32 protein-coding genes are annotated in these 24,015 nt (G+C 64.5%); 7 read left to right on the forward strand and 25 right to left on the reverse strand.

Annotated features, from left to right (window positions below; translation table 11 throughout):
• The 3 genes from V8Z74_RS23700 to V8Z74_RS23710 form a co-directional block, all read right to left on the reverse strand.
• Positions 1–614: type IV secretory system conjugative DNA transfer family protein (locus tag V8Z74_RS23700; RefSeq protein ID WP_349711713.1), on the reverse strand; the 614-nt coding region annotated here is incomplete at its 3' end.
• A gap of 217 nt (positions 615–831) precedes the next feature.
• Positions 832–1,062, reverse strand: coding sequence for an EexN family lipoprotein (locus tag V8Z74_RS23705; protein WP_034112288.1), 231 nt, complete (start codon positions 1,060–1,062; stop codon positions 832–834).
• Between the two features lie 33 nt (positions 1,063–1,095).
• Positions 1,096–2,001, reverse strand: coding sequence for a LysR family transcriptional regulator (locus tag V8Z74_RS23710; protein ID WP_034112290.1), 906 nt, complete (start codon positions 1,999–2,001; stop codon positions 1,096–1,098).
• 550 nt (positions 2,002–2,551) lie between these two features.
• On the opposite strand from V8Z74_RS23710, the gene V8Z74_RS23715 reads away from it, so the two are divergent.
• From V8Z74_RS23715 to V8Z74_RS23735, 5 genes are all read left to right on the forward strand, one after another.
• On the forward strand, positions 2,552–2,938 hold the full coding sequence (locus V8Z74_RS23715; protein ID WP_034112292.1) for a thioredoxin family protein: 387 nt from the start codon (positions 2,552–2,554) through the stop codon (positions 2,936–2,938).
• A complete protein-coding gene (locus tag V8Z74_RS23720) occupies positions 2,938–3,666 on the forward strand; it encodes a cytochrome c biogenesis CcdA family protein (RefSeq protein ID WP_034112294.1) in 729 nt (242 codons plus the stop codon). Before V8Z74_RS23715 ends, V8Z74_RS23720 begins: the two co-directional genes overlap by 1 nt.
• A gap of 46 nt (positions 3,667–3,712) precedes the next feature.
• Positions 3,713–4,477: a YiiX/YebB-like N1pC/P60 family cysteine hydrolase gene (locus V8Z74_RS23725; RefSeq protein ID WP_228022245.1), complete on the forward strand. Its 765-nt coding sequence runs from the start codon at positions 3,713–3,715 to the stop codon at positions 4,475–4,477.
• A complete protein-coding gene (locus tag V8Z74_RS23730) occupies positions 4,474–5,046 on the forward strand; it encodes a carboxymuconolactone decarboxylase family protein (RefSeq protein ID WP_034112296.1) in 573 nt (190 codons plus the stop codon). The genes V8Z74_RS23725 and V8Z74_RS23730 overlap by 4 nt, the downstream gene beginning before the upstream one ends.
• Positions 5,047–5,116: 70 nt before the next feature.
• The gene (locus tag V8Z74_RS23735) at positions 5,117–6,088 is read left to right on the forward strand and encodes an HPP family protein (RefSeq protein ID WP_206600606.1); all 972 of its coding nucleotides are present in this window, start codon (positions 5,117–5,119) and stop codon (positions 6,086–6,088) included.
• Between the two features lie 25 nt (positions 6,089–6,113).
• On the opposite strand, the gene merA is transcribed toward V8Z74_RS23735, so the two are convergent.
• The 4 genes from merA to merT are packed head-to-tail and all read right to left on the reverse strand — an operon-like array spanning position 6,114 to position 8,911.
• Entirely contained in the window at positions 6,114–7,796 is a 1,683-nt protein-coding gene (gene merA / locus V8Z74_RS23740; RefSeq protein WP_034112300.1) for a mercury(II) reductase, read from the reverse strand.
• A gap of 37 nt (positions 7,797–7,833) precedes the next feature.
• The gene (gene merC / locus V8Z74_RS23745; protein WP_034112301.1) at positions 7,834–8,256 is read right to left on the reverse strand and encodes an organomercurial transporter MerC; all 423 of its coding nucleotides are present in this window, start codon (positions 8,254–8,256) and stop codon (positions 7,834–7,836) included.
• Positions 8,257–8,271: 15 nt separating this feature from the next.
• Positions 8,272–8,547 carry a mercury resistance system periplasmic binding protein MerP gene (gene merP / locus V8Z74_RS23750; RefSeq protein WP_034112302.1) on the reverse strand — a complete coding sequence of 92 codons (276 nt, stop codon included), beginning with the start codon at positions 8,545–8,547 and terminating at the stop codon, positions 8,272–8,274.
• A 13-nt stretch (positions 8,548–8,560) separates the two neighbouring features.
• Positions 8,561–8,911, reverse strand: coding sequence for a mercuric ion transporter MerT (merT, locus tag V8Z74_RS23755; RefSeq protein WP_034112303.1), 351 nt, complete (start codon positions 8,909–8,911; stop codon positions 8,561–8,563).
• A gap of 71 nt (positions 8,912–8,982) precedes the next feature.
• Between merT and merR the strand changes: the two genes are divergently transcribed.
• Positions 8,983–9,390: a mercury resistance transcriptional regulator MerR gene (gene merR / locus V8Z74_RS23760; protein ID WP_034112304.1), complete on the forward strand. Its 408-nt coding sequence runs from the start codon at positions 8,983–8,985 to the stop codon at positions 9,388–9,390.
• Positions 9,391–9,581: 191 nt separating this feature from the next.
• Here merR and V8Z74_RS23765 read toward each other — a convergent pair whose 3' ends face one another.
• The 16 genes from V8Z74_RS23765 to V8Z74_RS23840 form a co-directional block, all read right to left on the reverse strand.
• On the reverse strand, positions 9,582–10,037 hold the full coding sequence (locus V8Z74_RS23765; RefSeq protein ID WP_034112305.1) for a DUF302 domain-containing protein: 456 nt from the start codon (positions 10,035–10,037) through the stop codon (positions 9,582–9,584).
• Between the two features lie 13 nt (positions 10,038–10,050).
• Positions 10,051–10,560, reverse strand: coding sequence for a DoxX family protein (locus tag V8Z74_RS23770; RefSeq protein ID WP_052229528.1), 510 nt, complete (start codon positions 10,558–10,560; stop codon positions 10,051–10,053).
• Positions 10,553–11,341, reverse strand: a complete 789-nt coding sequence (locus V8Z74_RS23775) for an HvfC/BufC N-terminal domain-containing protein (protein WP_034112307.1) — start codon at positions 11,339–11,341, stop codon at positions 10,553–10,555. The genes V8Z74_RS23770 and V8Z74_RS23775 overlap by 8 nt, the downstream gene beginning before the upstream one ends.
• Positions 11,325–12,218 (reverse strand): MNIO family bufferin maturase, encoded by an 894-nt coding sequence (bufB, locus tag V8Z74_RS23780; protein ID WP_052229529.1) that lies wholly within the window; start codon positions 12,216–12,218, stop codon positions 11,325–11,327. Before bufB ends, V8Z74_RS23775 begins: the two co-directional genes overlap by 17 nt.
• A 69-nt stretch (positions 12,219–12,287) precedes the next feature.
• Positions 12,288–12,623 carry a BufA1 family periplasmic bufferin-type metallophore gene (locus V8Z74_RS23785; RefSeq protein WP_034112309.1) on the reverse strand — a complete coding sequence of 112 codons (336 nt, stop codon included), beginning with the start codon at positions 12,621–12,623 and terminating at the stop codon, positions 12,288–12,290.
• 224 nt (positions 12,624–12,847) lie between these two features.
• Complete coding sequence (locus V8Z74_RS23790) at positions 12,848–13,411, reverse strand: RNA polymerase sigma factor (protein ID WP_034112311.1); 564 nt, start codon at positions 13,409–13,411, stop codon at positions 12,848–12,850.
• 310 nt (positions 13,412–13,721) lie between these two features.
• Positions 13,722–14,189, reverse strand: a complete 468-nt coding sequence (locus tag V8Z74_RS23795; protein ID WP_034112313.1) for a DUF6789 family protein — start codon at positions 14,187–14,189, stop codon at positions 13,722–13,724.
• Positions 14,190–14,303: 114 nt separating this feature from the next.
• Positions 14,304–16,298 (reverse strand): relaxase/mobilization nuclease domain-containing protein, encoded by a 1,995-nt coding sequence (locus tag V8Z74_RS23800; RefSeq protein ID WP_034112315.1) that lies wholly within the window; start codon positions 16,296–16,298, stop codon positions 14,304–14,306.
• Positions 16,299–16,746: 448 nt separating this feature from the next.
• Positions 16,747–17,322 carry a S26 family signal peptidase gene (locus tag V8Z74_RS23805; RefSeq protein ID WP_019726289.1) on the reverse strand — a complete coding sequence of 192 codons (576 nt, stop codon included), beginning with the start codon at positions 17,320–17,322 and terminating at the stop codon, positions 16,747–16,749.
• Entirely contained in the window at positions 17,319–17,852 is a 534-nt protein-coding gene (locus V8Z74_RS23810; protein ID WP_025981541.1) for a DUF2840 domain-containing protein, read from the reverse strand. Before V8Z74_RS23810 ends, V8Z74_RS23805 begins: the two co-directional genes overlap by 4 nt.
• On the reverse strand, positions 17,849–18,133 hold the full coding sequence (locus tag V8Z74_RS23815) for a hypothetical protein (protein ID WP_025981540.1): 285 nt from the start codon (positions 18,131–18,133) through the stop codon (positions 17,849–17,851). The genes V8Z74_RS23810 and V8Z74_RS23815 overlap by 4 nt, the downstream gene beginning before the upstream one ends.
• On the reverse strand, positions 18,130–18,768 hold the full coding sequence (gene parA / locus V8Z74_RS23820) for a ParA family partition ATPase (RefSeq protein ID WP_019726286.1): 639 nt from the start codon (positions 18,766–18,768) through the stop codon (positions 18,130–18,132). The genes V8Z74_RS23815 and parA overlap by 4 nt, the downstream gene beginning before the upstream one ends.
• A 253-nt stretch (positions 18,769–19,021) precedes the next feature.
• Entirely contained in the window at positions 19,022–19,879 is an 858-nt protein-coding gene (locus V8Z74_RS23825) for a replication initiator protein A (protein WP_019726285.1), read from the reverse strand.
• Between the two features lie 26 nt (positions 19,880–19,905).
• The gene (locus V8Z74_RS23830; RefSeq protein ID WP_019726284.1) at positions 19,906–20,187 is read right to left on the reverse strand and encodes a helix-turn-helix transcriptional regulator; all 282 of its coding nucleotides are present in this window, start codon (positions 20,185–20,187) and stop codon (positions 19,906–19,908) included.
• Between the two features lie 83 nt (positions 20,188–20,270).
• Positions 20,271–21,050 (reverse strand): DUF2285 domain-containing protein, encoded by a 780-nt coding sequence (locus V8Z74_RS23835; RefSeq protein ID WP_019726283.1) that lies wholly within the window; start codon positions 21,048–21,050, stop codon positions 20,271–20,273.
• A gap of 340 nt (positions 21,051–21,390) precedes the next feature.
• Entirely contained in the window at positions 21,391–21,738 is a 348-nt protein-coding gene (locus V8Z74_RS23840) for a DUF2958 domain-containing protein (protein WP_019726280.1), read from the reverse strand.
• 223 nt (positions 21,739–21,961) lie between these two features.
• On the opposite strand from V8Z74_RS23840, the gene V8Z74_RS23845 reads away from it, so the two are divergent.
• Positions 21,962–22,255, forward strand: a complete 294-nt coding sequence (locus V8Z74_RS23845) for a helix-turn-helix domain-containing protein (protein ID WP_019726279.1) — start codon at positions 21,962–21,964, stop codon at positions 22,253–22,255.
• Positions 22,256–22,589: 334 nt separating this feature from the next.
• Here V8Z74_RS23845 and V8Z74_RS23850 read toward each other — a convergent pair whose 3' ends face one another.
• Together V8Z74_RS23850 and V8Z74_RS23855 are read right to left on the reverse strand one after the other, a co-directional pair.
• A complete protein-coding gene (locus tag V8Z74_RS23850) occupies positions 22,590–22,904 on the reverse strand; it encodes a DUF736 domain-containing protein (RefSeq protein WP_019726278.1) in 315 nt (104 codons plus the stop codon).
• A gap of 854 nt (positions 22,905–23,758) precedes the next feature.
• Complete coding sequence (locus V8Z74_RS23855; RefSeq protein ID WP_019726277.1) at positions 23,759–23,968, reverse strand: hypothetical protein; 210 nt, start codon at positions 23,966–23,968, stop codon at positions 23,759–23,761.
• Between the last annotated feature and the right edge of the window lie 47 nt (positions 23,969–24,015).

Below are 24,015 nucleotides of genomic sequence, written 5' to 3' on the forward strand. Positions count from 1 at the left end.
TTCGCATCCGTGGGGTTGAACAACAGGCAATGCGAGAAGCGCGAGCGCCAGCCGGCGGTGATCTGCCAGTTCTCGCCCTTGATGTCGTGGATGACGGCGGACGCGGGCCAGGAAAGCAGTGTCGGCACCACCAGGCCAACGCCTTTGCCGCTGCGCGTGGGCGCAAAGGTCAAGACGTGTTCTGGGCCTTCATGGCGCAGGTACTGCCGGTTATGCTGGCCGAGGAACACGCCGGCTGGCTGCGTTAGACCCGCCTTGCGAATGTCCTCCGCGTTCGCCCAGCGGGCCGAGCCGTAGGTGGTGACGAGGCGTGATTGGCGCGAGCGCCAGATCGACATGCCGATGGCAACCAGCACGGCGACAAGGCCGCTGCCGCCGGCAATCGCGCCGCCAATGTCGAAGACACGCGGTGCGTAGGCGTCGAAGAAGAACCACCACTCGAACAGCCGCCACGGGTGATAGACCGGCGTGCCCAGGAAGTCGAACCAGGGCGAGCCAAGGCGTACTTGATAGCCAAGGGCTGCTGCCGTCCATTGTGTGGCTGCCCACACGCCGGCGATCACGATGCCGAATACGACGGCAATCTGACCGAACAGCACGTTCGTCCCTTGCATGACCTTGTCTCCAATCACGGCACACGGAGGTGCCGCAGCACTGAGGATCAAGGCGCGTGCGCAGGTCGGTCAAAGGCCGTTCTGGCGGCAATTCAGGCTGAAAAGGCCAGATTTCTTGCAAGGGCGAAGACAATAAAAACGCCGCGAACGCGAGCGCGTTGCGGCGTGATGAGGTAACGGCGCGAATTCTGTCGCGGCGTAGCGACTGCGAGGGGCGCTACTTGGATTTCTGCTCGGGTCGATCACCGAAGAAGCGCCGATTGGCGGCTTCGGCCGCGCGCACGCAGAGTTCGTCGCCGACCTTCGCGCGATCCTCCTTGCATTGGCGCTGGAGTTCCTTGATGCGCTCAGGATGGGCCACAAGGTAGTCCACAGTTTCCGAAGGTTGGGATTGACCGCATGCCGCCAATGCGGCGGCGATCATCAGCAGCGGTAGCAATTTGTTCATGGCTCCAGTCCTTTCATCGCAGTTCTGGAAATCTTAGGCAGTGCCAATGTCATCTGTTGAATCGAGGCAAGCAACTCGTTCAATGAAGCGAGTCAACATCTCGCATGGCTCCATGTCGCGGCGAAGTAGATAGGTTGTCAACATCGGTGGTTGTCCCGCTAACGGCCGACCTATGACGCCAGGCTCGCGGCTGCCTGTGATGTGCGCCGTGCCGGCCAACCCCAATGCAATTCCAGCAGAAACGAGTGTCATCATCAGATCGAAGCTGGCGACGTGCTGGACGATCAACGGCTCTTGTTCATGTTTGCGCAGGATACGTTCGACCTGCCGTGCATGGCCCTCGCATACGGCTGGATCGCCCAGAACCAGCGGATGGCGCAATACTTCCTCCAACGGAACGCGCTTATAGGCCAGCACCGGATGGCGTGCCGGCACCGCCAGCATCAATTCATCTTCCCAGGCGGGAGCAACCAAGATGCCATCACCCACGTCATCTGCCATCGAAAATCCAGCATCGTATAGGTCATCGTGAAGACCCTTGATCTGCTGGGCTAGTGGCACTTCAAACAGCCGTATCTCTACTTCGGGATCTTCTTCACGGCATCGTGCCAGCAAGGCCGGCAAGCGCGAAGGCGTCACACCATCGGACAAGGCGATGCGCAACTGACCGTGAAAGCCGTTGGCAGCGGATTTGACGCTATCGCGCGCTTGCTCCAATGCAGCGAAGATGCGCGGCACGTGCTCCAAGAGTAGTCGGCCAGCGCGGGTCAATTGCGTGCTGCGGGTGGTGCGAACGAAAAGGCGTGCGCTAAGTTCTTCCTCTAGTTCCTTGATGGTACGGGATAGCGGCGACTGGTCAATGTGCAGTCGTTCGGCGGCACGAGCGAAGTGGAGTTCCTCCGCAACCGCAAGAAAGCATCGTAGATGACGTAGCTCCATGTTCGTGGATCGAGCTACAGCAGCGACTTGCGCTCGTTGCGAACCCGAATGGCTTCCATTAGTCCCGCGAGCCAGCAGGCGGGACACCCGCGCATAAGATAGATGGCCAAACCAAATAGCCCTGCCGCAGGCCAAAAGTTAGGGGTTAAAACGATGGCGCCCGCAATGGATGTCACGGCCAATGCGCCACGAACCAATTGCGCTTTAACAGAAGTGCTGCAATACATGATGCGCTCCTATCACCTGGGAACGGTGCGACGGGAAGAACTGAGAGATGCTGAGGACGCCCCCCCTTGGGCGGCCGCACTACTCCCTCCTGCCAATAAGAGGGGCGCAACCGCCAAAACGGTTCGCCGCATGTGCAAAAAAGCTGGCCCTGCCAAAAGCGGGGACAGATTCCGCAGTGCGGCCTCGCAGATTTTTTTCGCTCGGATGCGAACCATCTTGACGACTCCCCGCCTCTTAGGAAGAGGCCGTCACTCTTGGCGACCGTGTTCGCCCGCGCGAGTCATCGCCTTGGGCGGTTCTCCCCTTATTCAGGATTACGCCCATGAAACTACGTATGACCGCCGCCTTTCTCGCTCTTGCCACGTTCGCCAGCATCGCCAGCGCCGGGGAGATCAAACCGTTCAGCCAAGCCGAGTTCGACCGTCTGACGCAGGCTGGCCAGCCCGTGGTAGTGGACGTCAGCGCGACGTGGTGCCCGACCTGCAAGGCGCAGAAGCCGATCTTGGAAACCCTAATGAAGCAGCCCGCCTACAAGGACGTGACCTTGCTGACCGTGGACTTCGACAGCGAAAAGAGCACCGTCCGGGCCTTCAAGGTCAGCATGCAAAGTACGCTGGTAGGCTTCAAAGGCACCCAGGAAGTGGCCCGCTCCGTGGGCGACACCACCGAGGCCGGCATCGAGGGCCTGATTCAGAAGACCACGCGCTGATGACGCTCGGCCTCGGTTCCTACGGCCTCGGACTGCTCGCGGGGGTGCTTTCCACGCTGTCGCCTTGCGTCCTGCCCATCGTACCGATCCTGATTGGCTCGGCGGTCAACGCCCATCGGCACGCGCCGTTGGCCCTGGCGGGCGGCCTCGCTCTGTCCTATGCCATTGTCGGCACGGCGCTGGCCTGGGCAGGCGCCTCGCTCGGCATCGACACAACGATCTTCCGGGGCGTGGGCGCGGCCGTCCTGGGACTGTTAGGCGTGGTGCTCATGTCCAGCGCCCTCCAGCAGCTGTTTGCGTCGCTGACGGCCGGCATCGGCAATGCCGGGAACGACCTGCTTGCGCGTGTCCAACTGGACGGGCTGACGGGGCAGTTCGTGGTGGGCCTAGTGCTGGGGCTGGTCTGGAGTCCCTGCGTGGGGCCGACGCTTGGCGCGGCCATCGTTCTGGCCAGCCAGGGTACGAACCTGGCGCAAGCAGGCTCGATGATGGCGGTGTTCGGTATCGGCGCGGCATTGCCCCTGGTTGCACTGGCCTATGTGTCGCGCAGCGCGATCGGCCGCACGCGATCCAAGCTCCTGCACGCCGGCAAGGCCGGGAAAGTCCTGTTGGGCGCGATCATGCTTGCCCTGGCCGCCCTGATCCTGACAGGCGCCGACAAGCCGATGGAAGCATGGCTTGTGGAACATTCACCGGCCTGGCTCACACAACTGACGACGAGGTTCTGAGCCATGCCGCGCCCGAATTTCACCTTCGTTTCGACAGGGTGACGCCGTGGGAAACATCTTGGACAGCATCGCGCGCCGCTGTGGAGAAGGACTGAGCCGCTACCTCAGTCGGCCCCACCATGTGCATAGCGTGGCCCCGCCGACCGATCCAGACCTTCTCATGGCGTGCCTGCAGCCCGGCGACGTGCTGCTGGTCGAAGGTCAGAGCCGGGTCAGCGTGGCCATCAAGTACCTGACCCAATCCACCTGGTCGCACGCGGCACTGTTTGTCGGCACGGCCGGCAGGCCGACCGATGCCGAAGGGCGGCCCCGTTGCTTTCTTGAAGCCGATCTACGCGAAGGCGTGCGTCTGGTCAGCGTGGCCGAGTTCGCCGATCTGCATACCCGAGTGTGCCGGCCCGTGGGCCTGACCGCTGCCGAGATTGACACCCTGGTCGGCACGGCGGTGGCTCGGCTGGGCCATCAGTACGACTTGAAGAACGTGATCGACCTGGCCCGATATCTGTTGCCCACGCCGCCGGTGCCGGTGCGTTGGCGCCGTCGCATGCTCGGCCTGGGCAGCGGCGACCCCACCCGCGCCATCTGCTCGACGCTGATCGCCCAAGCTTTCCAGTCGATTCGCTATCCGATCCTGCCGCTGATCGAGACCGTGCCGTCGCAGGACCCGATGTGCCCCGGCTGTGTGGCCGAGATTCTTCATGTGCGGCACCACAGCCTGTTCGCCCCGCGCGACTTCGACGTCTCGCCCAACTTCGCCATCATCAAACCCAATCTGGAAGCCGGAATATTTCCACTTAGGAGCACTCCATGAACGCCAAGCTGACACTGCCTCTTCTTACCGAAGACACCGCCCCTGAAAGGAGCCGCGAGTTCCTGAGTAACACGCGCAGGAAGCAGGGATTTGTTCCCAACATGTATGGAGAAATGGCCCACGCCCCTGGCGCGCTCTCGACCTACCTCCATGGGTATGACTGGTTCCGCAAGGAATCCGGCTTCACGCCGGCCGAGCAGGAAGTCGTGCTGCTGGTCATCAGTCGGGAAAACGGCTGCCACTACTGCGTGGCCGCTCACAGCATGATCGCCGAGAAGGTATCGAAGGTGCCGCCGCAGGCGCTCCAGGCAATCCGTGAGGGCACGCCGATGGATGACCCGAAGCTGCACGCCCTTACCGCCTTCGTCAAGGACATGGTGCAGACGCGGGGCAATCCGTCGCAGGCGAGTTTGCAGACCTTCACCGACGCGGGCTACAGCGAGCAGCAGGCTCTACAGGTGGTGCTCGCCATCGCCGTCAAGACGATCTCGAACTACACCAATCACCTGTTCGACACACCCGTGGACGCGGCCTTTGCGTCCTACGCTCTGCCGATAGGGACGAAATAAGTACGGCGCCCCACCTTGGAGTCAACCATCACTTGCCCGAGGTGGGCCTTCAAGAAAATGGATGTCGTGGATGGAAGGCATGAGATTGTTTGGTATACGGCGATCGTCGCTGCCGTGGGGATTCTTTGGGGAGTTGCTGACGGCGCTCTACATGGGTGTCATCGCGTGGATCGCGGCGGCCACGCATGTTCACTACATTCTTTTTCCCGAACTAGGCGCCCTGGCCCATGACATCATCAAGCGACCGCACGGCACCTGGGCCAAAGCGCCGGGGATGCTGGTTCTCACACCGCTTCTTACCGGGCTGGTAGGCACGATCTTCGCCCGAAGCATGGGCAGCGGGATCGTGCCGATCCTGCTGGCGACCGCAGCCGCGATGCTCATCATCCGCATATTGAAGTCATCGATTGCCCCGGCCATTTCGGCGGGCGTGCTGCCAATCTCACTCAACATCACAAGCTGGTACTACCCGGCATCGTTGCTGGTCGGCCTGATATTGCTCGCCGCGATCTCCCTTGTCTGGCCTCGCTTCGTCCCGCTACCGCCGGTGCGAACCGCCTCCGATGTGGCCGATGACGTTACCGAGGAAACTCCAAGCACCTACTCGTGGCTCCCGTTCTTTCTGGTGTTTCTGGTAGGCACGGCGATTCTGGCCGAAGCCACGGGTTGGCGGTTGATCCTGTTCCCGCCGCTTATCGTGATCGGCTTTGAAATGTTTGCCCATGCGGACGTTTGCCCTTGGGTCAAGAAGCCGCTGCTGCTGCCGGTCGCGTGTACCCTGAGCGCATTGATCGGGGTTGCACTGGTCACGACGTTCGGGGGCGCCCCGCTGGCGGTGATCTCCAGCGCGGCATGCGGCATCCTAATCTTGCGATTATTCGATCTGCACGTGCCGCCGGCGCTCGCCGTGGGCCTGCTGCCGTTTATCATCCCAGCCGTCGATTACCGATTCGCGGCCTCCGTGGGCATTGGCACCTTAACTCTGACCATGCTGTTCCTCGTATGGGGCAGGCTGAGAAGGATGCGCCTTTCACCGTCCTGAGGGGGCGCAACCTTCTTAGCTTTTGCTATCCAGCGCAGCACGATAGCTGCTTCACGTCCTTGCTGAAGGTCTGCGCGGCGAGCTTCAGGCCCTCGACCATCGTCAGATACGGGAACAACTGGTCGGCCAGTTCCTGCACCGTCATGCGCGCGCGGATCGCCAGCGCCGCTGCCTGGATCAACTCGCCCGCTTCTGGGGCCACCGCCTGCACGCCGATCAAACGGTGGCTGCCTTCCTCGATCACCAGCTTGATGAAGCCGCGCGTATCGAAGTTGGCGAGCGCGCGCGGCACGTTGTCGAGGGTGAGCGTGCGGCTGTCGGTCTCGATGCCGGCGTGGTGCGCCTCCTGCTCGCTCAAGCCCACGGTAGAGACCTGTGGGTCGGTGAACACCACCGCTGGCATGGCGGTCAGGTCCAGCGACGCGTCGCCGCCGGTCATGTTGATCGCGGCGCGGGTACCAGCCGCCGCCGCGACGTAGACGAACTGCGGCTGGTCGGTGCAGTCGCCGCCGGCGTAGATGTCCGGGGCGCTGGTGCGCATGCTGAGGTCGATCTCGATGGCCCCTTGCTTGTTCACCGCCACCCGGGCGGCTTCGAGGTTGAGGCTGCGCGTATTAGGTGTGCGGCCCGTCGCCACCAGCAGCCGGTCGGCACACAGTTCGCCATGGTTGGTGGTCAACACAAACTCGCCGTCCACGTGCGCGACCTGGCTGGCTTGCGTATGTTCCAGCACCTCGATGCCCTCCAAGCGAAACGCCACCGTCACGGCTTCGCCGATGGCCGGGTCTTCGCGAAAGAACAGCGTGCTGCGCGCCAGGATCGTGACCTTGGCCCCAAGCCGGGCGAAGGCTTGCGCCAGCTCAACAGCCACTACCGATGAGCCGATCACGGCTAGGCGTGCGGGAATCGTGTCGCTCACCAGCGCCTCGGTTGAAGTCCAGTAGGGCGTGTCCTTGAGGCCTGGGATCGGCGGCACCGCCGCGCTCGCGCCGGTGGCGATCAGGCAGCGGTCGAACGAAACCACGCGCTCGCCGCCCTCGTTCAGCCGCACGGTGAGGTTGCGGCCGTCCTTGAAACGGGCTTCGCCCGCTAGCCGCATGATGGCTGGGTTGCCGTCCAGGATGCTTTCGTACTTGGCATGGCGCAACTCATCGACGCGCGCCTGCTGCTGGGCCAGCAGCCGTTCGCGCAGGATCAGCGGCGGGTTCGCCTGGATGCCGCCATCGAACGGGCTTTCGCGGCGCAGGTGGGCGATGTGGGCGGCGCGGATCATGATCTTCGAGGGCACGCAGCCGACATTGACGCAGGTGCCGCCGATGGTGCCGCGCTCGATTAGCGTCACCCGTGCGCCGCGTTCGACGGCCTTCAGCGCCGCCGCCATCGCGGCCCCACCGCTGCCGATGACGACAATATGCAGGCCGCCGTCGTGGCTGGCCTTGTCGCCGCCGTCGACCCAATCGCGCATGCGGTCGAGCAGTCCGCCTTTGGGAAGCGCGTTCGACGCATCGGCCAGCGCCGCGCGGTAGCCGAGTCCGGCGACAGCCGCGATCAGGGCATCGGGTGAAGTGCCGGCCGCGATGGCGAGCTGGGCGCTGCCCTTGGTGTAGGACACTTCGGCCGATTGCACGCCAGGCACGTTTTCCAGTGCTTCCTTGACGTGGACCGCGCAGGAGTCGCAGGTCATGCCGGTGATCTTCAACTGTGTCATGAAGTCATTCCTTTCAATTCGTTGTGGCGCAAGCCAGTCAGCCGTGTTTCGCGGGCAGTTCGCAGCCGTCAGGACCGCAGCGGCGGTTGGCCTGAGATACCAAATCCCAGACCGAAACGACGGCCATCAAGGCGATCCCCGTATAGACCAGGGGCCGCATCCAAGCGGTGCCAAGCAGCCAGACCGCGCCCACGATAACGATGGCGGGACCGACCATACCCAGCAGACTCCGGTGCCATTGCCGGTGGCGTAGCCAACCGAGCGCGTTGGCCGCAAGCGCCAATGCAGCAAACAATGGCAACAGCCTGGAAATGAACAAGCCTTCGTATTGCTGGAGAAAACCCAGCCCGATGGCCGCGCCTAGGCTGGCGAGTGCGGGAAAGCACATTGCGCAGCCCATCGCGGAGACGAGGGTGCCCAATGCCCCGGCTTTGTCGGCGATACGCGCAATCGGTTTCATGGCATCGCTCCCGGTTTAGCGCTTGACGCTGGACGGATAGCCCGCGTCTTCGGTGGCTTTGGTCAGCTTCTGGACGCTGGCCTTGGCATCATCAAAGGTGACGACCGCTTCGCGCTTCTCGAAGGTCACATCGACTTGGCTGACGCCCTCGACCTTGGAGAGCGCCTTCTTGACGGTGATCGGGCAAGCGGCGCAGGTCATGCCGGGCACGGCCAGCGTGACGGTCTGGGTAGCGGCCCACACTGGAACGGTGACGGCAACGAGCGCAAGGGAGGCAAGCAGTTTTTTCATGGTGAACTCCCGATCAATAGAAGAAAGGCAACACGTAGGGAAATCCGAGCGCGACCAGAACGAGCGCTGCCACGATCCAGAAAATCAGCTTGTAGGTGGTGCGAACCTGCGGGATCGCACACACCTCGCCCGGCTTGCAGGCAGTTGCCGGCCGGTAGATGTGTCGCCAGGCGAAGAACAACGCCACCAGCGCCGCGCCGATGAAGATCGGGCGATACGGTTCCAGTGCGGTCAAGTTGCCGATCCAGGCACCGCTGAAGCCCAGAGCGACCAGAACCAGTGGCCCCAGGCAGCAGGTCGAAGCGAGGATGGCGGCCAGCCCGCCGGCGGCGAGGGCGCCGCGCCCGTCTTGCGATTCCGACATCAGGTTCTCCTTTCGAGGATTTGCTCGTTGGAGTAACGTTACTTCCGTAGTCAACTACGGAGTCAAGCGGAATGGAAAACACCTTGGAAAGCCTGACCATCGGCGCCTTCGCCAAGGCAGCCGGGGTCAACGTGGAGACGATCCGCTTCTATCAGCACAAAGGGCTGCTGCCGACGCCGAACCGGCCCTACGGCAGCATTCGACGCTACTGCAGCGCCGACGTGGCGCGGGTGAAGTTCGTGAAGGCGGCGCAGCGGCTGGGATTCAGCCTCGATGAAATCGGGGAGTTGCTGAAGCTGGAGGACGGCACCCATTGCAGTGAAGCAGCCGACCTTGCCGCACTGCGGCTGGCCGATGTTCGCACCCGCCTGAACGACCTTATGCGGATGGAACAGGCGCTGTCAAAATTGGTGAACGAATGCTGTGCGCATGAGGGCCATGTGTCCTGCCCGTTGATTGACGCGCTGCATGGCGGTTGAACTGGCATATGGACGGCTGCTGACACTACGGCGTGATCGCAGCGTTCGTCAGTACCGCCCTCGATTGCCGATTCGCAGGCTCTGTGGACATTGGCGCCTTGTCTCTGAACATGCTGCCCCCAGTATGGCGCAGGCGGAGCAAAACAGGCGCTTCACTGCCCTGACGGTGAGGCCAAGACGGACGAGCGCGCTCACTTCCGAATCGCCTCCTGCGTCATGCCGCCCAGCGCCTTGGAGATGTTTTCCACGACGGGGCCGCAGTTGTCGGCGCCATGGCGCGATGCGAGATACTTCGGATCGTTGTAGCCAAGCCACACTTGCCCAGTCGCGTCCTGCCAGGCCAAGGCCTTGAGCGGAAGGTCGATACCGGCAGTCTGCGCGCATTCCATCAAGGGGGTGCCGCCCTGGGGATTGCCGAACACCAGAAGCTCGGTCGACCGCAAGTCCTTGCCGACCTTCTTCGCGCCCTGCGCGTGATCGAGGCGCAGGAAGATATAGATGCCCCGAGACTTGGCGGCCGTCTCGAAACGGTCAATCGTTTCCTTGACACTGTACGGGCTTTGTACCGCAATCAGCCCATCGGCAGCTCCGGCCCCCGAAGCAAAGAAACCTGCCATCACGAGGGATATGGCGCGCAATGCAAGCATGCTGACCTCCTTGTCAGGCCGAAGCCTCGCAATGCTCCAAGAAGCCGCGAATCCCATGGTCGAGTGAAAGCCGGCCCGGCCCGATAGCGATCAGGGCAATCGCCATCGTCGCCCAGGGCAAATGAAAGTTCGCCCACCCGTCCGGCACGATGAGCTGGATCACCGCCGTCATGCCGAGCAAGCCCAGGGCACTCATGCGCGTGCCAAGTCCGAGAATCAGCAGGATCGGAAAGATGATCTCGGCCGATCCACTGGCGAAGGCGAGTACGTCCGGCGCAGGCAGGTCATAGACCTTCCCCAGGATGTGCAGCTTGAATTCATCTTCAAACAGAAAACTCGCCGCTGGCGACAGCGACAGGAGACCGTCCCATTTGGTGAGGCCCGACTTGAAGAAGGGCAAGGCCAGCGCCACCCGAAGGAACAGCGGCGCGGCCATGCCGGCGATCTTTGCCAGCCAGTGCAATGCACAGTTCGCCGCGCCAAGTATTCCGGGCCAACCTTTCGGCACTTGGAAGTTACTCATGATCGTTCTCCCCGGCTTCCAACGCGAAGCCGACAAAGGCGCCCATCTGGATCAATTCCCGCAAGTTCTCCGACAGGTCAAAATCGCCGTCGGTGGCGAGGGCCGTTTCCATGGCCTGCGATAGCGTCAGGCCCTGGCCGAGCGCGGCTACGAAGTCATGGCTCGCGGGAAGTATCTTGCGCACGTCCACCTCGGCGTCGGGGCGTAGCACCATCGTGTCCTGCGCTTCGGAGAGGTCAACGGGTGCTGGCGTGCCATCCGAGGTGTTCATCCTCCAGATGGTGAAGGCTGGGAATGGCGAACGCACCAGGCGCACGGAAGGGTGGAGCCGAAACCGCAGCATGGAAGCTTGGTCAGGCGGTACTCCTGCAAGCACGCTGGGCGCCAAGGGTTCTGCCTCGTGCGCGTGGTACGCCTCGGTCGCGGCGCGCTCGATGCGGGCCACGTCGGCGAGATAGGGTAAGGGTTCCGCGGGTGGAAAGGACGCGATGAAGTCCGGGAACTCGGCGCCGTAGTGCAGCAGCACCGGCGAGCTGGGCGGCGTGGCGGCCGCGAAGACGCGGGCCATCGCCGCGAAGAATTCGTCGCCCACCAGCTTGACGACGCAGGGAAAGCCCGCGCGCAGCGCGTCCGTCAGGCCAACGAACACATTGTTCCGATAGACGGCAAAGCGCCGTGCGCTCGGCTCGCCGTCGGGGCCGACCAGCCCCTCGGGCACCGCGCGTTCCGGGTCGAGCAGCGCCGAGGCGAATTCCTCCAGGCGTTCAGCCAAGCGTGCCATGGCGTCGCTCCTGTACGTTGGACATGCCCATCAGCACATCGGCCATCACGGCCTCTGTTTGCAGCTCGGGCCATGCGGGAATGTTGGAATCCCACTCGATCAGCGTAGGGACTGGCCCGATGCATTGGATGACCTGCCTAAAGAGGTTCCACACCCGCTCATCCACTCTTTGGTCGTGTGAGTCGATCAGCAAAGGGCGTCCCTTCTCGTCCGTCTGAAGGGAGTGGCCGGCCAAGTGGATTTGCTGCACATGGTCGAGGGGGAAATCGTTGATGTAGGCGCGCGCGTCCCATTGCTGATTCGTGCTCGCCACGTGGACGTTGTTCACGTCCAGCAGCAGACCGCACCCGGTTCTCCGGGTGATCTCCCTGATGAAATCCGTCTCGCGCCATGTGCTCTCCTTGAACCAGATGTAGGTCGCGGGGTTCTCCAGCAGCATTTGCCGGGCCATAGCTGTTTGCACCTGGTCGATGTGCTCGCAGATGCGGTTCAGCGTGTCGTCGGTGTACGGCACCGGCAACAGATCATCGAGGTAGCTGGTGCCATGTGAAGACCATGCCAGGTGTTCGGAAAGCAGGCCGGGTTCGTACCGCTCGTTCAGCGCCTTGAGACGCAGCAAATGCGCTTGGTCGAGTGGCCTGTCGGCACCGATGGACAGGCCCACGCCGTGCAACGACAGGGGATAGTGTTCTCGGATGGCCGTCAGGTAGCGATGGGGCGGGCCGCCAGCGCCCATGTAGTTTTCCGCATGAACTTCAAAGAAGCCCATATCCGGCCGCGTTTCGATGATGGTTCGGTAGTGGTCGGCCTTAAGGCCTACGCCGGCTCGCGCAGGGATTCCCCGCCCGGCGGCGTGCGCAGTTTGGTGAATGCCCATGTTGATCCTCGTTGTCACAAGCTGGCGGGCGGGGCGACAGGCCACCGCCCACCAAGGTGAATGCTCGCGTCAGGACTTGGCGCTGAGACTGCCGTGCCCGTTGGGCGTCGAGATCGTGGTGCAGGTGCCCTTGGCGACCAGCTTCCAGGCGTTCCCCTGGTAGTCGGCGGTGCTGGTACCCGCGCAACTTGTGCCGGCGCCGGCGAAGCAGTCGTTCTGCCCCTTCAGGGCAACGCCATAGCACTTGTCGAACTTGCCGGTCTTCATCATCTCCATGCTCTTGGCTTGGTTCTCCTGCATCTTCTTCTGCATGTCGGCCTGGCTCATGCCCTGCGAAAAGGCGGGGGCGGCGAAGGCTGCGACAAACGCCGTGGCGACGGCGGCGGACAACATACGGTTTGACATTGTGATCTCCTGATAGGAAAGAAGCAGCCGAGTGAGCTGCGGGTAATCGGCCAGCAATCGCCAGCCTCATTTCCTAAGAGGCGACCGCCGTGCAAAACGGTTCGGTAGAAAGCAAAAAAACCTCAATCACTGGCCTGGGCCTAGCAATTGAGGGTTATCCATGACAATGCGCAAGAAATTGCCGCCTCGCTTGGCGAGGCGGCCCGGACGAGGACTCAGCTTGGCTATTTCGTCGGTGTGCGGTGTCCGTGCCCCGAGGATGGTTCTGAACTGAGCATGTATTCGCGCACTAGCTCGCGGGCACGATGGAGCCGACTCTTGATCGCGCCGGGCTGCTCACCCAACTGAGCAGCGATCTCGGCAATGGTCAATTCCTCGAAGTCGCGCAGAAGTACCACTTCGAGGTAATGGGCAGGCAACGACTCCAGGGCATTGGCAAGATCGATTCTCAATTCATCGTCGGGACGATGAAGCAGCAGCTCCTCGGCTACTTCATCAGGCAGTGGCTCGTGCTTGAACATCATCCGCGCGAGCTTGCGGCATTCGTGCTTGATGACCGTGAACAGCCACGATGAAAAGGCCGCAGCCGCTTTTAGCCCGCTGACCTTGCGAGAAATGATGAGTAGTGATTCTTGAACCGCATCATCAACGTCGCTCGCATGGCAGTGCTTGTACGCATAGCGGCGTGCATCGGCTTGGCACACTGCCAGCAGACGGGAAAGGGCGGCCGCGTCTCCAGTCTGTGCCGCCATGATTAAATTGTTGCGGTCGCCAACAGGGGTGCCCATGCTGATCTCCTGTGCTGACTCGATGATTGGTTAATTCAGCGAGCCTTTATTTGTATTTCGCTCCGATTCTCGGGTCTTCGGCTACGATTCCTAATTTTCTGATAAACACCTGTCGCAAGCAAAGCGGGAGCTGCTACAACGCAAACCGGGCAGACAAAGCCTGCTAAAACGCTGGTGGCTGTCACATAGCTACCCAGTCCAAGGCCCAACCCGACGTAGAGCGTACTGTTATCCGGCGGAATCTCGCGTTCCGCCGTAGCCTCTGTGTCCTTCATCATTTTCGTATCCTCAATATGGCAATTTCTGCTCATTAAGAAGTTGCAGTCCGAACAGCGCACGAATTGGCATTGAGCCGACCATAGGTGTAGCCCAGCACTGCGCCCCAAATGAGGTGCATCATCAGGGTCATCATCGGCGCCATCATCCCCAGGTTCATCCCGAACAGGCCTGCGTCGGCCATTGGCATCGGACCGATCATCATCATGAGCCAAGCTAGCAAGGAAAACGACATTCCCTTGAGCAGCGCACTGCGCCCTGGCAGCCTGCCATACAGCAGTTGGAACAGGATGCCCCACACGACGGTGCCAATCATGAAGTGCGCCACCCATCCGACCATGGGCGAAGCCGGCATACCCATTTTTGCGTGCGCCATCTCCGTGAGCATGGCGATTGGATTCAATTCGGGCATCAAGCCCATGGCGCCCTTCATCAGCATCAGCAGCGACAGCGCTACAGTGGCGACAAATCCAGCCACCATCGAACGAACGTAACAAGACATGGTTACAAGCTCCTCAAGGTTGGGGATCGTTGATCCCGGATTGGATGGAGGCACCGACTGCTCCCATTTTTCCTATAAGAGGCGCCGAACTGGAAAAACGATTCGGTTGATCCGCTAAATTGTTGGGCCGAGTTGCCGTCCCCACCTCCAGGACACCTGCCCGCCGCGCACCGTTGCGGCGATTTGCTGCCCCAAGCGCTGCTCGATCACCGGCCGCCACGGCACGAGGCTAAATCCCATGCCGTCATCCAGCATCGCGTAGCGCCCGCTGGCAAGCATGACGCTGCGCCGGTAGATGCCGGCCACGCGCTGCCCGTCGGCCACGGGTCGATGCTCCAGGCCGGTGTCGGCGGCAATGTCCTTGGCGGACTGCGCCAGTTCCCGGTTGCGCAGCGTGCCCAGCAGGTTGCGCGCCAGGATCACGCGCTGCCCGCGCCGCTCGGCCAGCCCCTGTTCGGCCAGGAAGTCGGCGCGCTGCTGCATCGCCTGCTTGGCCTCACCGCCAAAGCCCAGGTCGCCCAGGCCGGAGCCGCCGCCGATCAACTGCTGGTCGAGCCAGGTGGCCCCGATCACGCGGGCCTGCCGCTCGATGGGCAGGTGCGATTTCAGCTCCACGGCTACGCCGCCCAGGCGTTGCGCGTCGTAGCGGCGGCCCTGCTCGGGCAGGTCGCCCGGCACCTTCCATAGCCCCTCGGCCACCCGCTCCACGATGCCCGCCCGGCGCAGGGCTTCCAGCCTGCGGACGTGGGCCGCCACGACCTCCTGCGGGTCGCGGCCGGGCACGGCCTGGCCCTGCGCGATGGCGAGGTGATGGTCGGTGCGGTACAGGCCATCGCTCGCCAGCGCGGCGATGTTCTTGTCGGCCGCGCGCACGTCGGCCGATCCCTTGACCTCCACCACGGCGCCGGTCGGGTAATTCGCCAGCTCGTCGTGGGCGTTGAGCGCGACGTAGTGCGCCTTGCCGTCCACGCCGTCGATGACCAGATAGCCCCGATCACGCAGTTCGTCGGCCAGTCCTTTCGCGGCCACGCGCCCGAGGATGCTGCGGCCACTTCCATCCGCGTCCTGCCCTGGCTCGAACACCGCCAGCTCGCGCGGCTCGCCGCGCATGGCCCGCTGCATGGTGCGGATGATGTCGCCGCGCTCGCCCAGGGCGCGCAGGGTCTTTTCCGCATCGGCATGCACGGCCCAGGTGCCGGGCTGCGTCTCGTCGGCCAGGCCCAGGCGCTGCAAGCGTTGCAGGCGGCCGATCAGCAGCAGGCGCTGGCGTTGCAGGCGGGGTTCGTTGAGCCGTTCGACATGCACCAGGCCATCGTCGCCGGCCTCGCGCTTCAAGGTGCGATCCAGGCTCGTCCACCGCTCTTGCTCTACCTCGTGCTGCAAGGTCTGCTGGATCTCCAGCTCGGTGCGCGGCCCCAGCCATTCGGTCGCCAGTTCGGCGGCGCGATGGCGGAAGCCATCGGCAATGTAGTCGCCCGCGATGATGAGGTCTTTGCCCGTGTCGTCGCGCCCGCGCACGACGATGTGCGTGTGCGGGTTGTCGGTGTTCCAGTGGTTGACCGCCACCCAATCGAGGTCCGTGCCCAGGTCGGCCTCCATGCGGCCCATGAGATGCCGCGTGTAGGTACGCAGGTCTTCCAGCTCCGCGCCATCCTCGGGCGAGAGGATGAAGCGGAAATGGTGCCGGTCGTCGGCGCAGCGTTCCTTGAAGGCGTCGAGGTCGGCCACGTCGGTCTGCGGCCCGTAGGCTTGGCCCGGCTCGCCGTCGCGGCCCACGCCGTCGCGCTCGATGTAGTGCAGGTGCTTGGCGAGCGACTGCGGGCTGGCCCGCTGGTGATTCACCAACAGCGTCTTGATGGTCACGCGCCGAGACATGGGCGTCAGCTTCGCCCCGGCGAAGCGCGCCGCTGTGTAGCCGCGCCCCAGTCGCGAGCCGGGCCGCTGGCCCGTGCCACCCGTCGCGCCAGGACGGCGCATCGTGGACTTGCCGCTGCTGGCCTTGCCTGCCTGCTTGAGCACCTTGGAAACGAAGCTCTGGCCTTGGCCCTTGCCCCGGTTCTTCGGGGCGCTGGGGCGCACGCGGAAATCGTCATCGCGGCGGTCAGTCATGGTCGTTCTCCCTGCAAGCTCTGGCGTGTCTGATCGTGCGAAGCACGCGGACATGCCCGTATTGGCGCGGGCCTCGCGCCACAAGCGGCACGGCGGCAAAGCCGCGCCGTGCTGCGCCAACCCCACGTGCAGACTGGCTTTCGACGCGGCCCGGTGCCGCGTCCTTTTGTCTTGCCTTCCGCCTTTGCCCCTCGCTGGCGCTCCGGGCAGCGGCGGCCCGGCGGCGCTGCTGCGCGAGCAGCCAGCACGCCGGCGAACGCGGCGACGGCCACAGGCCGGGCGCGTTCGAGGCAAGACGCCTGCACACGGGAAGGCAGCGCGAAGTGCGGCGCCCGATACGCAGGATCGGCGCTCGCACGACATGCGCGACGGCACGAAGAAAGCCACCGGATCGACATGCCCGATGGCACGATGAGATGCACGGCGACGTGCATCTCATCGGCAGCCATCATGGACGCTTCTCCAGCCAGACCGGGTGCGCGATGCCGATCACGGCGGACGTGCGCACCGGCCCGAAATACCGGCCATCGAACGATGCCGGATTGGTCACGCTCAACAGGAGCAACTCGCCCGGTTCGAGGCGGCGGCACTGCTGCCAGGATGGCAGCGGCCGGCCCCAGCGGTCGGCGCGCAGCACGGCGGCCGAAGGCACGCCGTCGATGCGGACGATGCCGCCAGCGATGCACACCTCCTGCGGCGCGATCGCGCCCACGCGCTTGAGCAGCGGCACGCCCGCCGGCAGGTAGCGGCGTTGCGCGGCCAGCGCTGCGGCATCTGGCGGCAGCGAGGCCAAGACGATGCTGCCCACGGACAAGGGACGTGGCAGCGAGCCGGGCCGATGGTTCAGCGGATCGACGCGATACCAACCCATGGGAACGCTGTCGGACGGGTTGTAGATCAGGCGCGGCAGCGGATGCACGAAGGACGCCCAGGCCAGCGCAGCGAGGCCGCAGGCGGACAAGCCCGCCAGGACGAGGCGCGCGCGAGAACGCGGCGCAGTGCCGATGGTGGAAGCGGCGGTCATGGCAGCGCCCTCCCGGCTAGCCAGGCGGCGTGCCGCTCGGCGCTGTAGTCCGGCAGCGGCAAGCGCGCAGCGAGCCGATTGCCCAGCGTGCGCCAGTACGCGGGGGAGGCGTCTGCGGGCGCGATGCCCAGCGCCTCGACGCCGTCGATGCGTTCCAGCACGGCGCGCACGTTGGCGTCGCCTTCGGCGTGTAGCAGCAGGCGCGCGCCCGGCTGCACGCCGGGGATGCGCTGCGCGCCGGCCAGCGGCGTGCAAGTCTGCATCACCATGAGTTGCCAGCGGATCGTGCCGTAGGCGTTGGCCTGCCAGCGGATGCGGCAAAGCATCGCGCCGGGCAGGAACAACGCGCATCGCCGCCAGTGGTCGAGGCGAAGGATGCGCGACGGCTCGCCGAAGCGCAGATAGAGGTCGAAACGCTGGTCGATGTAGGCGAGCGCCACGCGCGTCATCGGCGCACTGGCAGGCTGGCCGATAGGCGCAGCCAGTGCAGCCGTGGCCGCGACAGCGGCAGGCGAAACGGATGCGGTCATGGTGTGTTCTCCCTGCGGTTCTCGGGAAACTCTCGCTCTAGCAGGCCGCGCAGCAGGTCGGCCACGGTCACGCCTTGCGTGAAGGCCGATACCTTGATGCGCGCCCGCATGGCGGGCGTGATGTCGAGAGTGAGGCGAGCCGTGTAGAGGTCGCCCTTGCCCAACGCATCGGCGTCGCCCTGGCGAATCCACGCTTCAGCGTGCGGATTCGCAGGCGGACGCGCGCCGATGCCGACGCGCTTTGCCGTGCGTTTGCTGTTGGGTGGCGGCTTCGCTGTCATGTCGTCCACCGCAGCAATTCGTCCACTAGGGCGGTGATTTCGCGGGCGGCGGCGCTGCCCGGCGCCGTCTCGCGTGAAAGGCGGCCAGCGGCCACGCTGTCGGCGAACACGATGCGCTGATGCACTTCCGCGCGCAGCGCAGGAAGCGGCTGGTCGGCGAGCGCCTGGCGCGCTTCGCGCCCGATCACGGTGGTGCTGACGCGCCGGTTGATGACGAAGGCCGCGCGCAGCGCAGGCCGGAACACTTGGGCCTCACGGATCAGTGCGACCATCTCGGCACTGGCCCACAGGTCGTAGGGGCTGGGCTGCACCGGGATCAGCACGCGCTCGGCCGCGAGTAGCGCGGAGCGCGCGAGGGCGGCGATGCGCGGCGGGCCGTCGATGACGACGTGATCGGCCCGCCTGGCGAGTTCTGGCGCTTCCTGATGCAGCGTTTCGCGTGCGAGGCCCACGGCGCTGAACAGCCGAGGCAAGCCTTGCTGGCTGCGTCGTTGCGTCCAGTCCAGTGAAGAACCCTGCGGGTCGGCGTCCAGCAGCACGACATGCTGGCCGCGCATCGCCAGCTCGCCGGCGATATGGGTGGCGAGCGTGGTCTTGCCCACGCCGCCTTTCTGGTTGAGCAGCGCGACGATCATGGCCTGGCCCTCCATGCTGGAAGAGCAGGCTTTGTCTGCTGCGTTTGTGGCCGCGCAGCGGTTGTCCACCGCGACGGCGTTTCCCTACTACAAGTTAGAGAATTTAAGTTAGGTAAGTTAAGGGAGGTCGAAACCCGCGCCGTTATTGGCTTTGCGGACGATCCGTACTCCTGATAGCACGATAGTCGTACTCCCGATAGCACGATACCCCGTACTCCTGATAGCACGAGCCCGTCCACCGCTTTTCCCGAAGTTATCCCCGTGCCGTGAACGGCACGGGCCGAAACATCAGCAACTCGACTCCATCGCCCGGCATCCGCTCGATGCTCAGGACATAGCCGGGCAGCGACTGCCGCGCGACGAGCGCGCGCAGGTCGTAGGCAAAGTCCGAGAAGCGCGTGACGCTGCCCGATTTCCGGTACAGGTGCCGGAAATCGAATTGCCAGCCGCCTTCCTGCCGCCCGCCGTGCTTGCGCACCAGGCGGTACAGCCACCGTTCGATGCCGCCCGTCAGCCGGAAATACGCCGGGTCGATGGTCAGCACCAGAGCGGCATCCATCACCCCACCAAAGAACCAATCCGGCAGGATCAGCTCCAGCCCCAAGGGCGTGCCCTTGGCATCGGCCAGTTCCTTCCACTCGTTGATCCACGAAAACCGATGCAGGCGTCGCCCGGTTGTCTCGCGGATCGACGTGGCCACGGTCGTGGATTGCAGCCGATCCAACGCGGCTTTGAGGCGCTGGTAGTCGCGCAGCGACGTACCGCGCCCGATGAAGCGCAGGATCTCGTAGGGCGTGGCCTGCATCAGCCGCGACGGGCGTAAGCCTGCGTCGCGCGCCTCCACGATCTGCGAAGCAGCCCAGATCAGCACGTCCGCGTCCCAGATCGTGGCGATGCCGTGCTCCTGTGTGCCTTCCACGCGGATCGTGACGTTGCCCGCCCGGAAGTCGATGGGCGCCGTGCGCCGCGACTTCGCCAGCGAGAAGAACGGAAAGGCCATCAAGTCCTGGCTGTCGCGCGGCGCCATGTCGCCCGGCAAGGCACGGAACAGGTCGAGCTGTTCGCGTTCTTGCGAGGGCCGCTGCCGGGACGGCAGCGCGGGGCTGGGCATGGCGGTGGCCTGGCGCGTGCCAGCGATCAGCGCGCACGGCTGTCCGCCGAGTGCTGTTCGGCGTACTCAGGATCGGAAGTCGTCTCGAAGCTGCGGTCGGCGGCCCAGGCGTCGAGGTCGGCCACGGCGTACATGACGCGCCGGCCGAACTTGCGAAAGCGCGGGCCACCGCCGATCACGCGCTGCTTCTCCAGCGTGCGCGGCGACAGGCGCAGGTACTCGGCGGCTTCGTCGTTGGTGAGGTAACGCTGCGGTTGTGCGGCAGCGGTCGGGACAGTGGCGGCAGGCCGCAAGGGAGCGGGACGCATGGTGTGAACCTCCATAGCTTTCAAAGCTCCGGCCACACAGCGCAACCGGATGGAGGCAGTCTCAGAAAACGAAGCTCCGCTGCTCAGGGACGTTTTGCGTCCCCATCAAAACGTCCCTTCTCAAGCGGCGGCAGTTGTGCTAGCCGGCGATAACCGCCGCGCATCAGTGCATCGCCGCGCCGCACCAGGCGGCGCACGCGGGCGCGCAGGTCGCCGTCGGCGTGCCAGTCCGCCGCCACGGCATCGGCACCGAACAGCCCTTCGGCCACGTCGCGCAAGGACGCACCCGCCAGGGTCGCGTCGAGCGCCTGCAGGGTGTGCAACTCCAGCATCGCGGCCGGTGTAGGCCGGGGCCTGGCCGCGGCCAGCGTCGCGCTGCGCGTAGGCGCAGGTGCGGCAGCGCCGCCGCCACCTCCGCGATTGGCATAGGCGACCGCCATGCCATCTTCCAGGCCGGGCGCCAGCGCGAAGCGCGCGCAATGGCCGGGGTTGTGCGCGATCAGCGCCAGCCCTTTACCGTCGTGCAGCAGTTGCTTGTGACCGGGGATGTGCCAGAACGCGAAGGCCGCCGCATCGGGCGGCGGATCGGCATCGGGATGGAGTTGCACCACGGCATCGTGGCCGGGCAGCCAGGCCGGATGCGCGTCGCGCGCATCCAGGGCCGGGTCTTCCAGCAGACGCAAGCCCCAGCGAAGCGCCGCCTGTTGCGCCGCTTGCGGTCGGCGCTGGTGGCGCTGCCAGTCGAGCCGGTAATCGGGGTGGCGGCGCAGGTACTCCCAGGCCAGTGCGAGCGTGTCCAGGCACAAGATGTAGAGGTACGCGGCGGTCGGATACCAATGCGCGATATGGTGAGGATTGACCATGACTCAAGCTCCCGTCGAACAGCAGGAACGTCGTCACGGGCGTTCAAGAACGGAGCCACCGCATCCACATCAAAACATCATCCGAACCTGTTTAAGCTGTACATCAAGTGTCAAGACCGATTGGCTCCGGGGTATTGCGCAATGCGTCCGAATACGACGGCCGCGCAGTCCAAAAAAGTCACGCGGCACAAATCAAGGTGCCGTAACTCGCGCCAAAGATCGTGGCCGTTTCCGTCTCAAAGGCCCTGTTTTGGTGCAAGAGTGCGAATTGAGACCGGACAAATCCGAATTCCGACGGAAATAGTCTCAATACGTCCGGCTGCGCCGGAACGCGATTGGCTTAATCGACAATGCCGCCGTTCTCCTGGGCCAGCCGGACATATTCCGACAGGGGCCGCGCCGCCTGGAAATACCGATCCCGCATCACAGGCTGCTTGCGCGGCCCGACGATGGATGCCAGATCGGACAGCTTCACGGTGCCCAGCTCAGGCATCCCCAGGCCCAGGTCGATCAGGCCGTAGGCCGTATCGCCGTCGGCCGGGTCGAGCGAAGCGAGCAGCCAGGTGAGGTGTGCGTCCGGTGTGAACAGGCGCACCACGGGCAGCGGGTCGCCGGCCTGACCGTCAGCACGTGCCTGGCCGTGGGTCAGCAGGCGTTGGCGCTCGTCCTCGGTGATGAGTGAGTTCATGGCGATCTATTCCCAATTCACAAATCCGCCCAAGCGTGAAAACGCAAAGCCGCATCGGCGGATTTGGGAAAAAGCACGATTGTGATTCCGTGGCTATGCGCCTTTGTGGAAATCCGCAGAGGCACAAATGCGGATTCCCGTAAAAACGCAAAACAGTGAGGTTTCACTGAAAGAGTTAAAGATAACGTGGTTTTAATTGTGCTGCGACTTGACGCTTCTGTCTATGCAGAAGCGACCCATTCAGCGCGGCCGACCGGCCGGCGCCACCACCTACGATGCCGAGTTGGCGCAAGCCTTCGGCGCGGCGGTGCGCGCGTTGCGGACGGAGCGCGGCATTGCGCAGGAATCGCTGGCGCACCTGGCTGGCGTCGAGCGCTCGCACATGGGCAAGGTCGAGCGCGGCGAGCACATGCCCACGCTGGCGATCATCTTCAAGATCGCCGGCGCGCTCGAATGCAGCACGGCAGTGCTGATGAGCGAGGCTGAAAGCCAGCTCGCAGCGGCGGCCCATCCGTAGGCTCCGGCTGCATCGAGGGGCGCCAAGCTGTGCGCGGCGGGGATAGCTCGTAGGGCTTTCCCTCGGAGGCAAGCGAAGTGCGCAGCGCCGCAGGCGCGAAGGCGTGAGGGATTGGAGCCGGATGGCCGTGACGGCAAAGACGGCACGGGGCGTAGCCCGTAAAAGTCCGGCGGCGAGTCGCGCCGACACGCCATGCCCTGATTGCAACGGCAAGCACCGCGTCCCCGCATAGAAGTGCAGCCCACACTATGGGCCACCGCCTGCCACCAGGTTCGGTACGAACCAACACAACAGCGCAGCGCCCCGCCATGTGGCGGGGCGCTGCGGGCGGCGGTCACGCCGCCTGGGGCTTGCTGCGCGACCAGATCAAGTCGTGCGTGCCGTCTTCGCCTTCGATCAGGCGGGCGTAGACCGTGGCCGGGAACGATGGATCGTCGAGGGTCACGGAGATGTACTCCCGCCCGGCCTCGCTGGTCTTCTTCCACGCTGCGCCGATGTCGTGGCTGGCGGCCTGCAGGCGGAAGTCGGGGGCCTTCTCGTTGTCGCCCTTGTCGTTGGGCACCAGCTTGACCTTGACGTTGAGCGTCAGGGTGCGAAGCGTGCCGGTGAAGCCGTCTTTGTCTGCGGTGAAGGTGCCGATGTTGGCCATAGTGAAATCTCCGTTCGGTGGAACAAGGTTCGCGCCCATCGCGTCCTTGTTGTGATCCGGCCGGCGGGGGACGGGCTGGCTGCACCGCTTGCGGTCGAAACGCAGTGGAGAGCCGGGAGGCGAAAAGAATTTGTCCCGCGAGGAATGCACCGAACGCAGTGACAAAGCAGGGGAAATTGTTTTCGCCGGACGGTTGCAGCCATGAAGCCCGAGGCGCAGCCGCGCCACCGCCAGGATTCACAACAACACAAGGACGCCTTGGGCCGAACCGCACCGCAAGGAGATGTGGCCGGCTCGGCATCCCCGCATGAAGACTGCTCCGGCTCGCCCACTGACGCAGGCCAGGTCAACCACCCGATGACAGGCAAGAACGCCTCCGCCGCAACTTGCGGCGCCGGTCTAGTGGCGTGGCATAGAAACTCCATAGCGATGCTGGGCGGGTTGTCCGTGAACAGTCCTTCATGGACGTGATGGGCAAGAACCGCCAGCGTTGAGGACGGCACGCATTTGCACAACCCGCCGCAGCAAACGCCAGCGTGTTCGCCAGCGCCCCGTCCATCGTGGCGGAGCGCTGGCCGGGCCGATCCGGCGAAGCCGGTTCGGCGGCATCGAGGGGCGCCAAGCTGTGCGCGGCGGGGATAGCCCGCAGGGCTTTCCCCTGGAGGCAAGCGGAGCGCGCAGGTGTGGGCCGGGCGGATGCTCGGCTGCTTTAACGCCGCCACCTGAGCCACCGCGAGGGCGGCGGCGTTCTGATTCGGCAGTTGGCCTTGAACACCGGGCGCGGCCACTGCCGCGCCCGGATTTTGCTTTCACCGCGCCCAGGACGGAACGGCATGGGCGCGGTGCTGATCGGGTTATTCCTTCGTCTCGATGAGCCACCATACGGCACGCGGCAAGGCGCGGCCCGTGATGGGGTGAATGTCGGTCAGGTCGGCGCGGGCTGACCAGCCCGAGGGCGGGCGGTAGCCGCGCACGTCGCCATCGCCGTGCCAGCGGCGGGCGCGTACCGTGCCGGGGGCGTAGATCGCCGCCATGCGTGGGCGGCTGGTGGTGGTACGTGTCATGGGGTGTTCTCCTTCCAGCAAGCGCCCCGGTCGAGACCGGGCGCTTG

Origin of the sequence: Comamonas sp. w2-DMI (assembly GCF_040187735.1) — a bacterium.
Lineage (GTDB): Bacteria > Pseudomonadota > Gammaproteobacteria > Burkholderiales > Burkholderiaceae_C > Comamonas > Comamonas terrae.

Bases quoted from the DNA above. Each gene is read 5' to 3' on its own strand.
- V8Z74_RS23715 (WP_034112292.1), top strand. From the start codon at position 2,552: ATGAAACTACGTATGACCGCCGCCTTTCTCGCTCTTGCCACGTTCGCC.
- merR (WP_034112304.1), top strand. From the start codon at position 8,983: ATGGAAAACACCTTGGAAAGCCTGACCATCGGCGCCTTCGCCAAGGCA.
- merA (WP_034112300.1), bottom strand. From the start codon at position 7,796: ATGACACAGTTGAAGATCACCGGCATGACCTGCGACTCCTGCGCGGTC.
- V8Z74_RS23805 (WP_019726289.1), bottom strand. From the start codon at position 17,322: ATGACCGCCGCTTCCACCATCGGCACTGCGCCGCGTTCTCGCGCGCGC.
- V8Z74_RS23855 (WP_019726277.1), bottom strand. From the start codon at position 23,968: ATGACACGTACCACCACCAGCCGCCCACGCATGGCGGCGATCTACGCC.
- merP (WP_034112302.1), bottom strand. From the start codon at position 8,547: ATGAAAAAACTGCTTGCCTCCCTTGCGCTCGTTGCCGTCACCGTTCCA.
- V8Z74_RS23785 (WP_034112309.1), bottom strand. From the start codon at position 12,623: ATGTCAAACCGTATGTTGTCCGCCGCCGTCGCCACGGCGTTTGTCGCA.
- V8Z74_RS23720 (WP_034112294.1), top strand. From the start codon at position 2,938: ATGACGCTCGGCCTCGGTTCCTACGGCCTCGGACTGCTCGCGGGGGTG.
- V8Z74_RS23735 (WP_206600606.1), top strand. From the start codon at position 5,117: ATGGAAGGCATGAGATTGTTTGGTATACGGCGATCGTCGCTGCCGTGG.
- V8Z74_RS23795 (WP_034112313.1), bottom strand. From the start codon at position 14,189: ATGTCTTGTTACGTTCGTTCGATGGTGGCTGGATTTGTCGCCACTGTA.
- V8Z74_RS23775 (WP_034112307.1), bottom strand. From the start codon at position 11,341: ATGGCACGCTTGGCTGAACGCCTGGAGGAATTCGCCTCGGCGCTGCTC.
- V8Z74_RS23710 (WP_034112290.1), bottom strand. From the start codon at position 2,001: ATGGAGCTACGTCATCTACGATGCTTTCTTGCGGTTGCGGAGGAACTC.
- V8Z74_RS23800 (WP_034112315.1), bottom strand. From the start codon at position 16,298: ATGACTGACCGCCGCGATGACGATTTCCGCGTGCGCCCCAGCGCCCCG.
- bufB (WP_052229529.1), bottom strand. From the start codon at position 12,218: ATGGGCATTCACCAAACTGCGCACGCCGCCGGGCGGGGAATCCCTGCG.
- V8Z74_RS23765 (WP_034112305.1), bottom strand. From the start codon at position 10,037: ATGCTTGCATTGCGCGCCATATCCCTCGTGATGGCAGGTTTCTTTGCT.
- V8Z74_RS23825 (WP_019726285.1), bottom strand. From the start codon at position 19,879: ATGCCCAGCCCCGCGCTGCCGTCCCGGCAGCGGCCCTCGCAAGAACGC.
- V8Z74_RS23835 (WP_019726283.1), bottom strand. From the start codon at position 21,050: ATGGTCAATCCTCACCATATCGCGCATTGGTATCCGACCGCCGCGTAC.
- V8Z74_RS23810 (WP_025981541.1), bottom strand. From the start codon at position 17,852: ATGACCGCATCCGTTTCGCCTGCCGCTGTCGCGGCCACGGCTGCACTG.
- V8Z74_RS23850 (WP_019726278.1), bottom strand. From the start codon at position 22,904: ATGGCCAACATCGGCACCTTCACCGCAGACAAAGACGGCTTCACCGGC.
- V8Z74_RS23830 (WP_019726284.1), bottom strand. From the start codon at position 20,187: ATGCGTCCCGCTCCCTTGCGGCCTGCCGCCACTGTCCCGACCGCTGCC.
- V8Z74_RS23730 (WP_034112296.1), top strand. From the start codon at position 4,474: ATGAACGCCAAGCTGACACTGCCTCTTCTTACCGAAGACACCGCCCCT.
- V8Z74_RS23840 (WP_019726280.1), bottom strand. From the start codon at position 21,738: ATGAACTCACTCATCACCGAGGACGAGCGCCAACGCCTGCTGACCCAC.
- merT (WP_034112303.1), bottom strand. From the start codon at position 8,911: ATGTCGGAATCGCAAGACGGGCGCGGCGCCCTCGCCGCCGGCGGGCTG.
- merC (WP_034112301.1), bottom strand. From the start codon at position 8,256: ATGAAACCGATTGCGCGTATCGCCGACAAAGCCGGGGCATTGGGCACC.
- V8Z74_RS23790 (WP_034112311.1), bottom strand. From the start codon at position 13,411: ATGGGCACCCCTGTTGGCGACCGCAACAATTTAATCATGGCGGCACAG.
- V8Z74_RS23705 (WP_034112288.1), bottom strand. From the start codon at position 1,062: ATGAACAAATTGCTACCGCTGCTGATGATCGCCGCCGCATTGGCGGCA.
- V8Z74_RS23845 (WP_019726279.1), top strand. From the start codon at position 21,962: ATGCAGAAGCGACCCATTCAGCGCGGCCGACCGGCCGGCGCCACCACC.
- parA (WP_019726286.1), bottom strand. From the start codon at position 18,768: ATGATCGTCGCGCTGCTCAACCAGAAAGGCGGCGTGGGCAAGACCACG.
- V8Z74_RS23770 (WP_052229528.1), bottom strand. From the start codon at position 10,560: ATGAGTAACTTCCAAGTGCCGAAAGGTTGGCCCGGAATACTTGGCGCG.
- V8Z74_RS23815 (WP_025981540.1), bottom strand. From the start codon at position 18,133: ATGACAGCGAAGCCGCCACCCAACAGCAAACGCACGGCAAAGCGCGTC.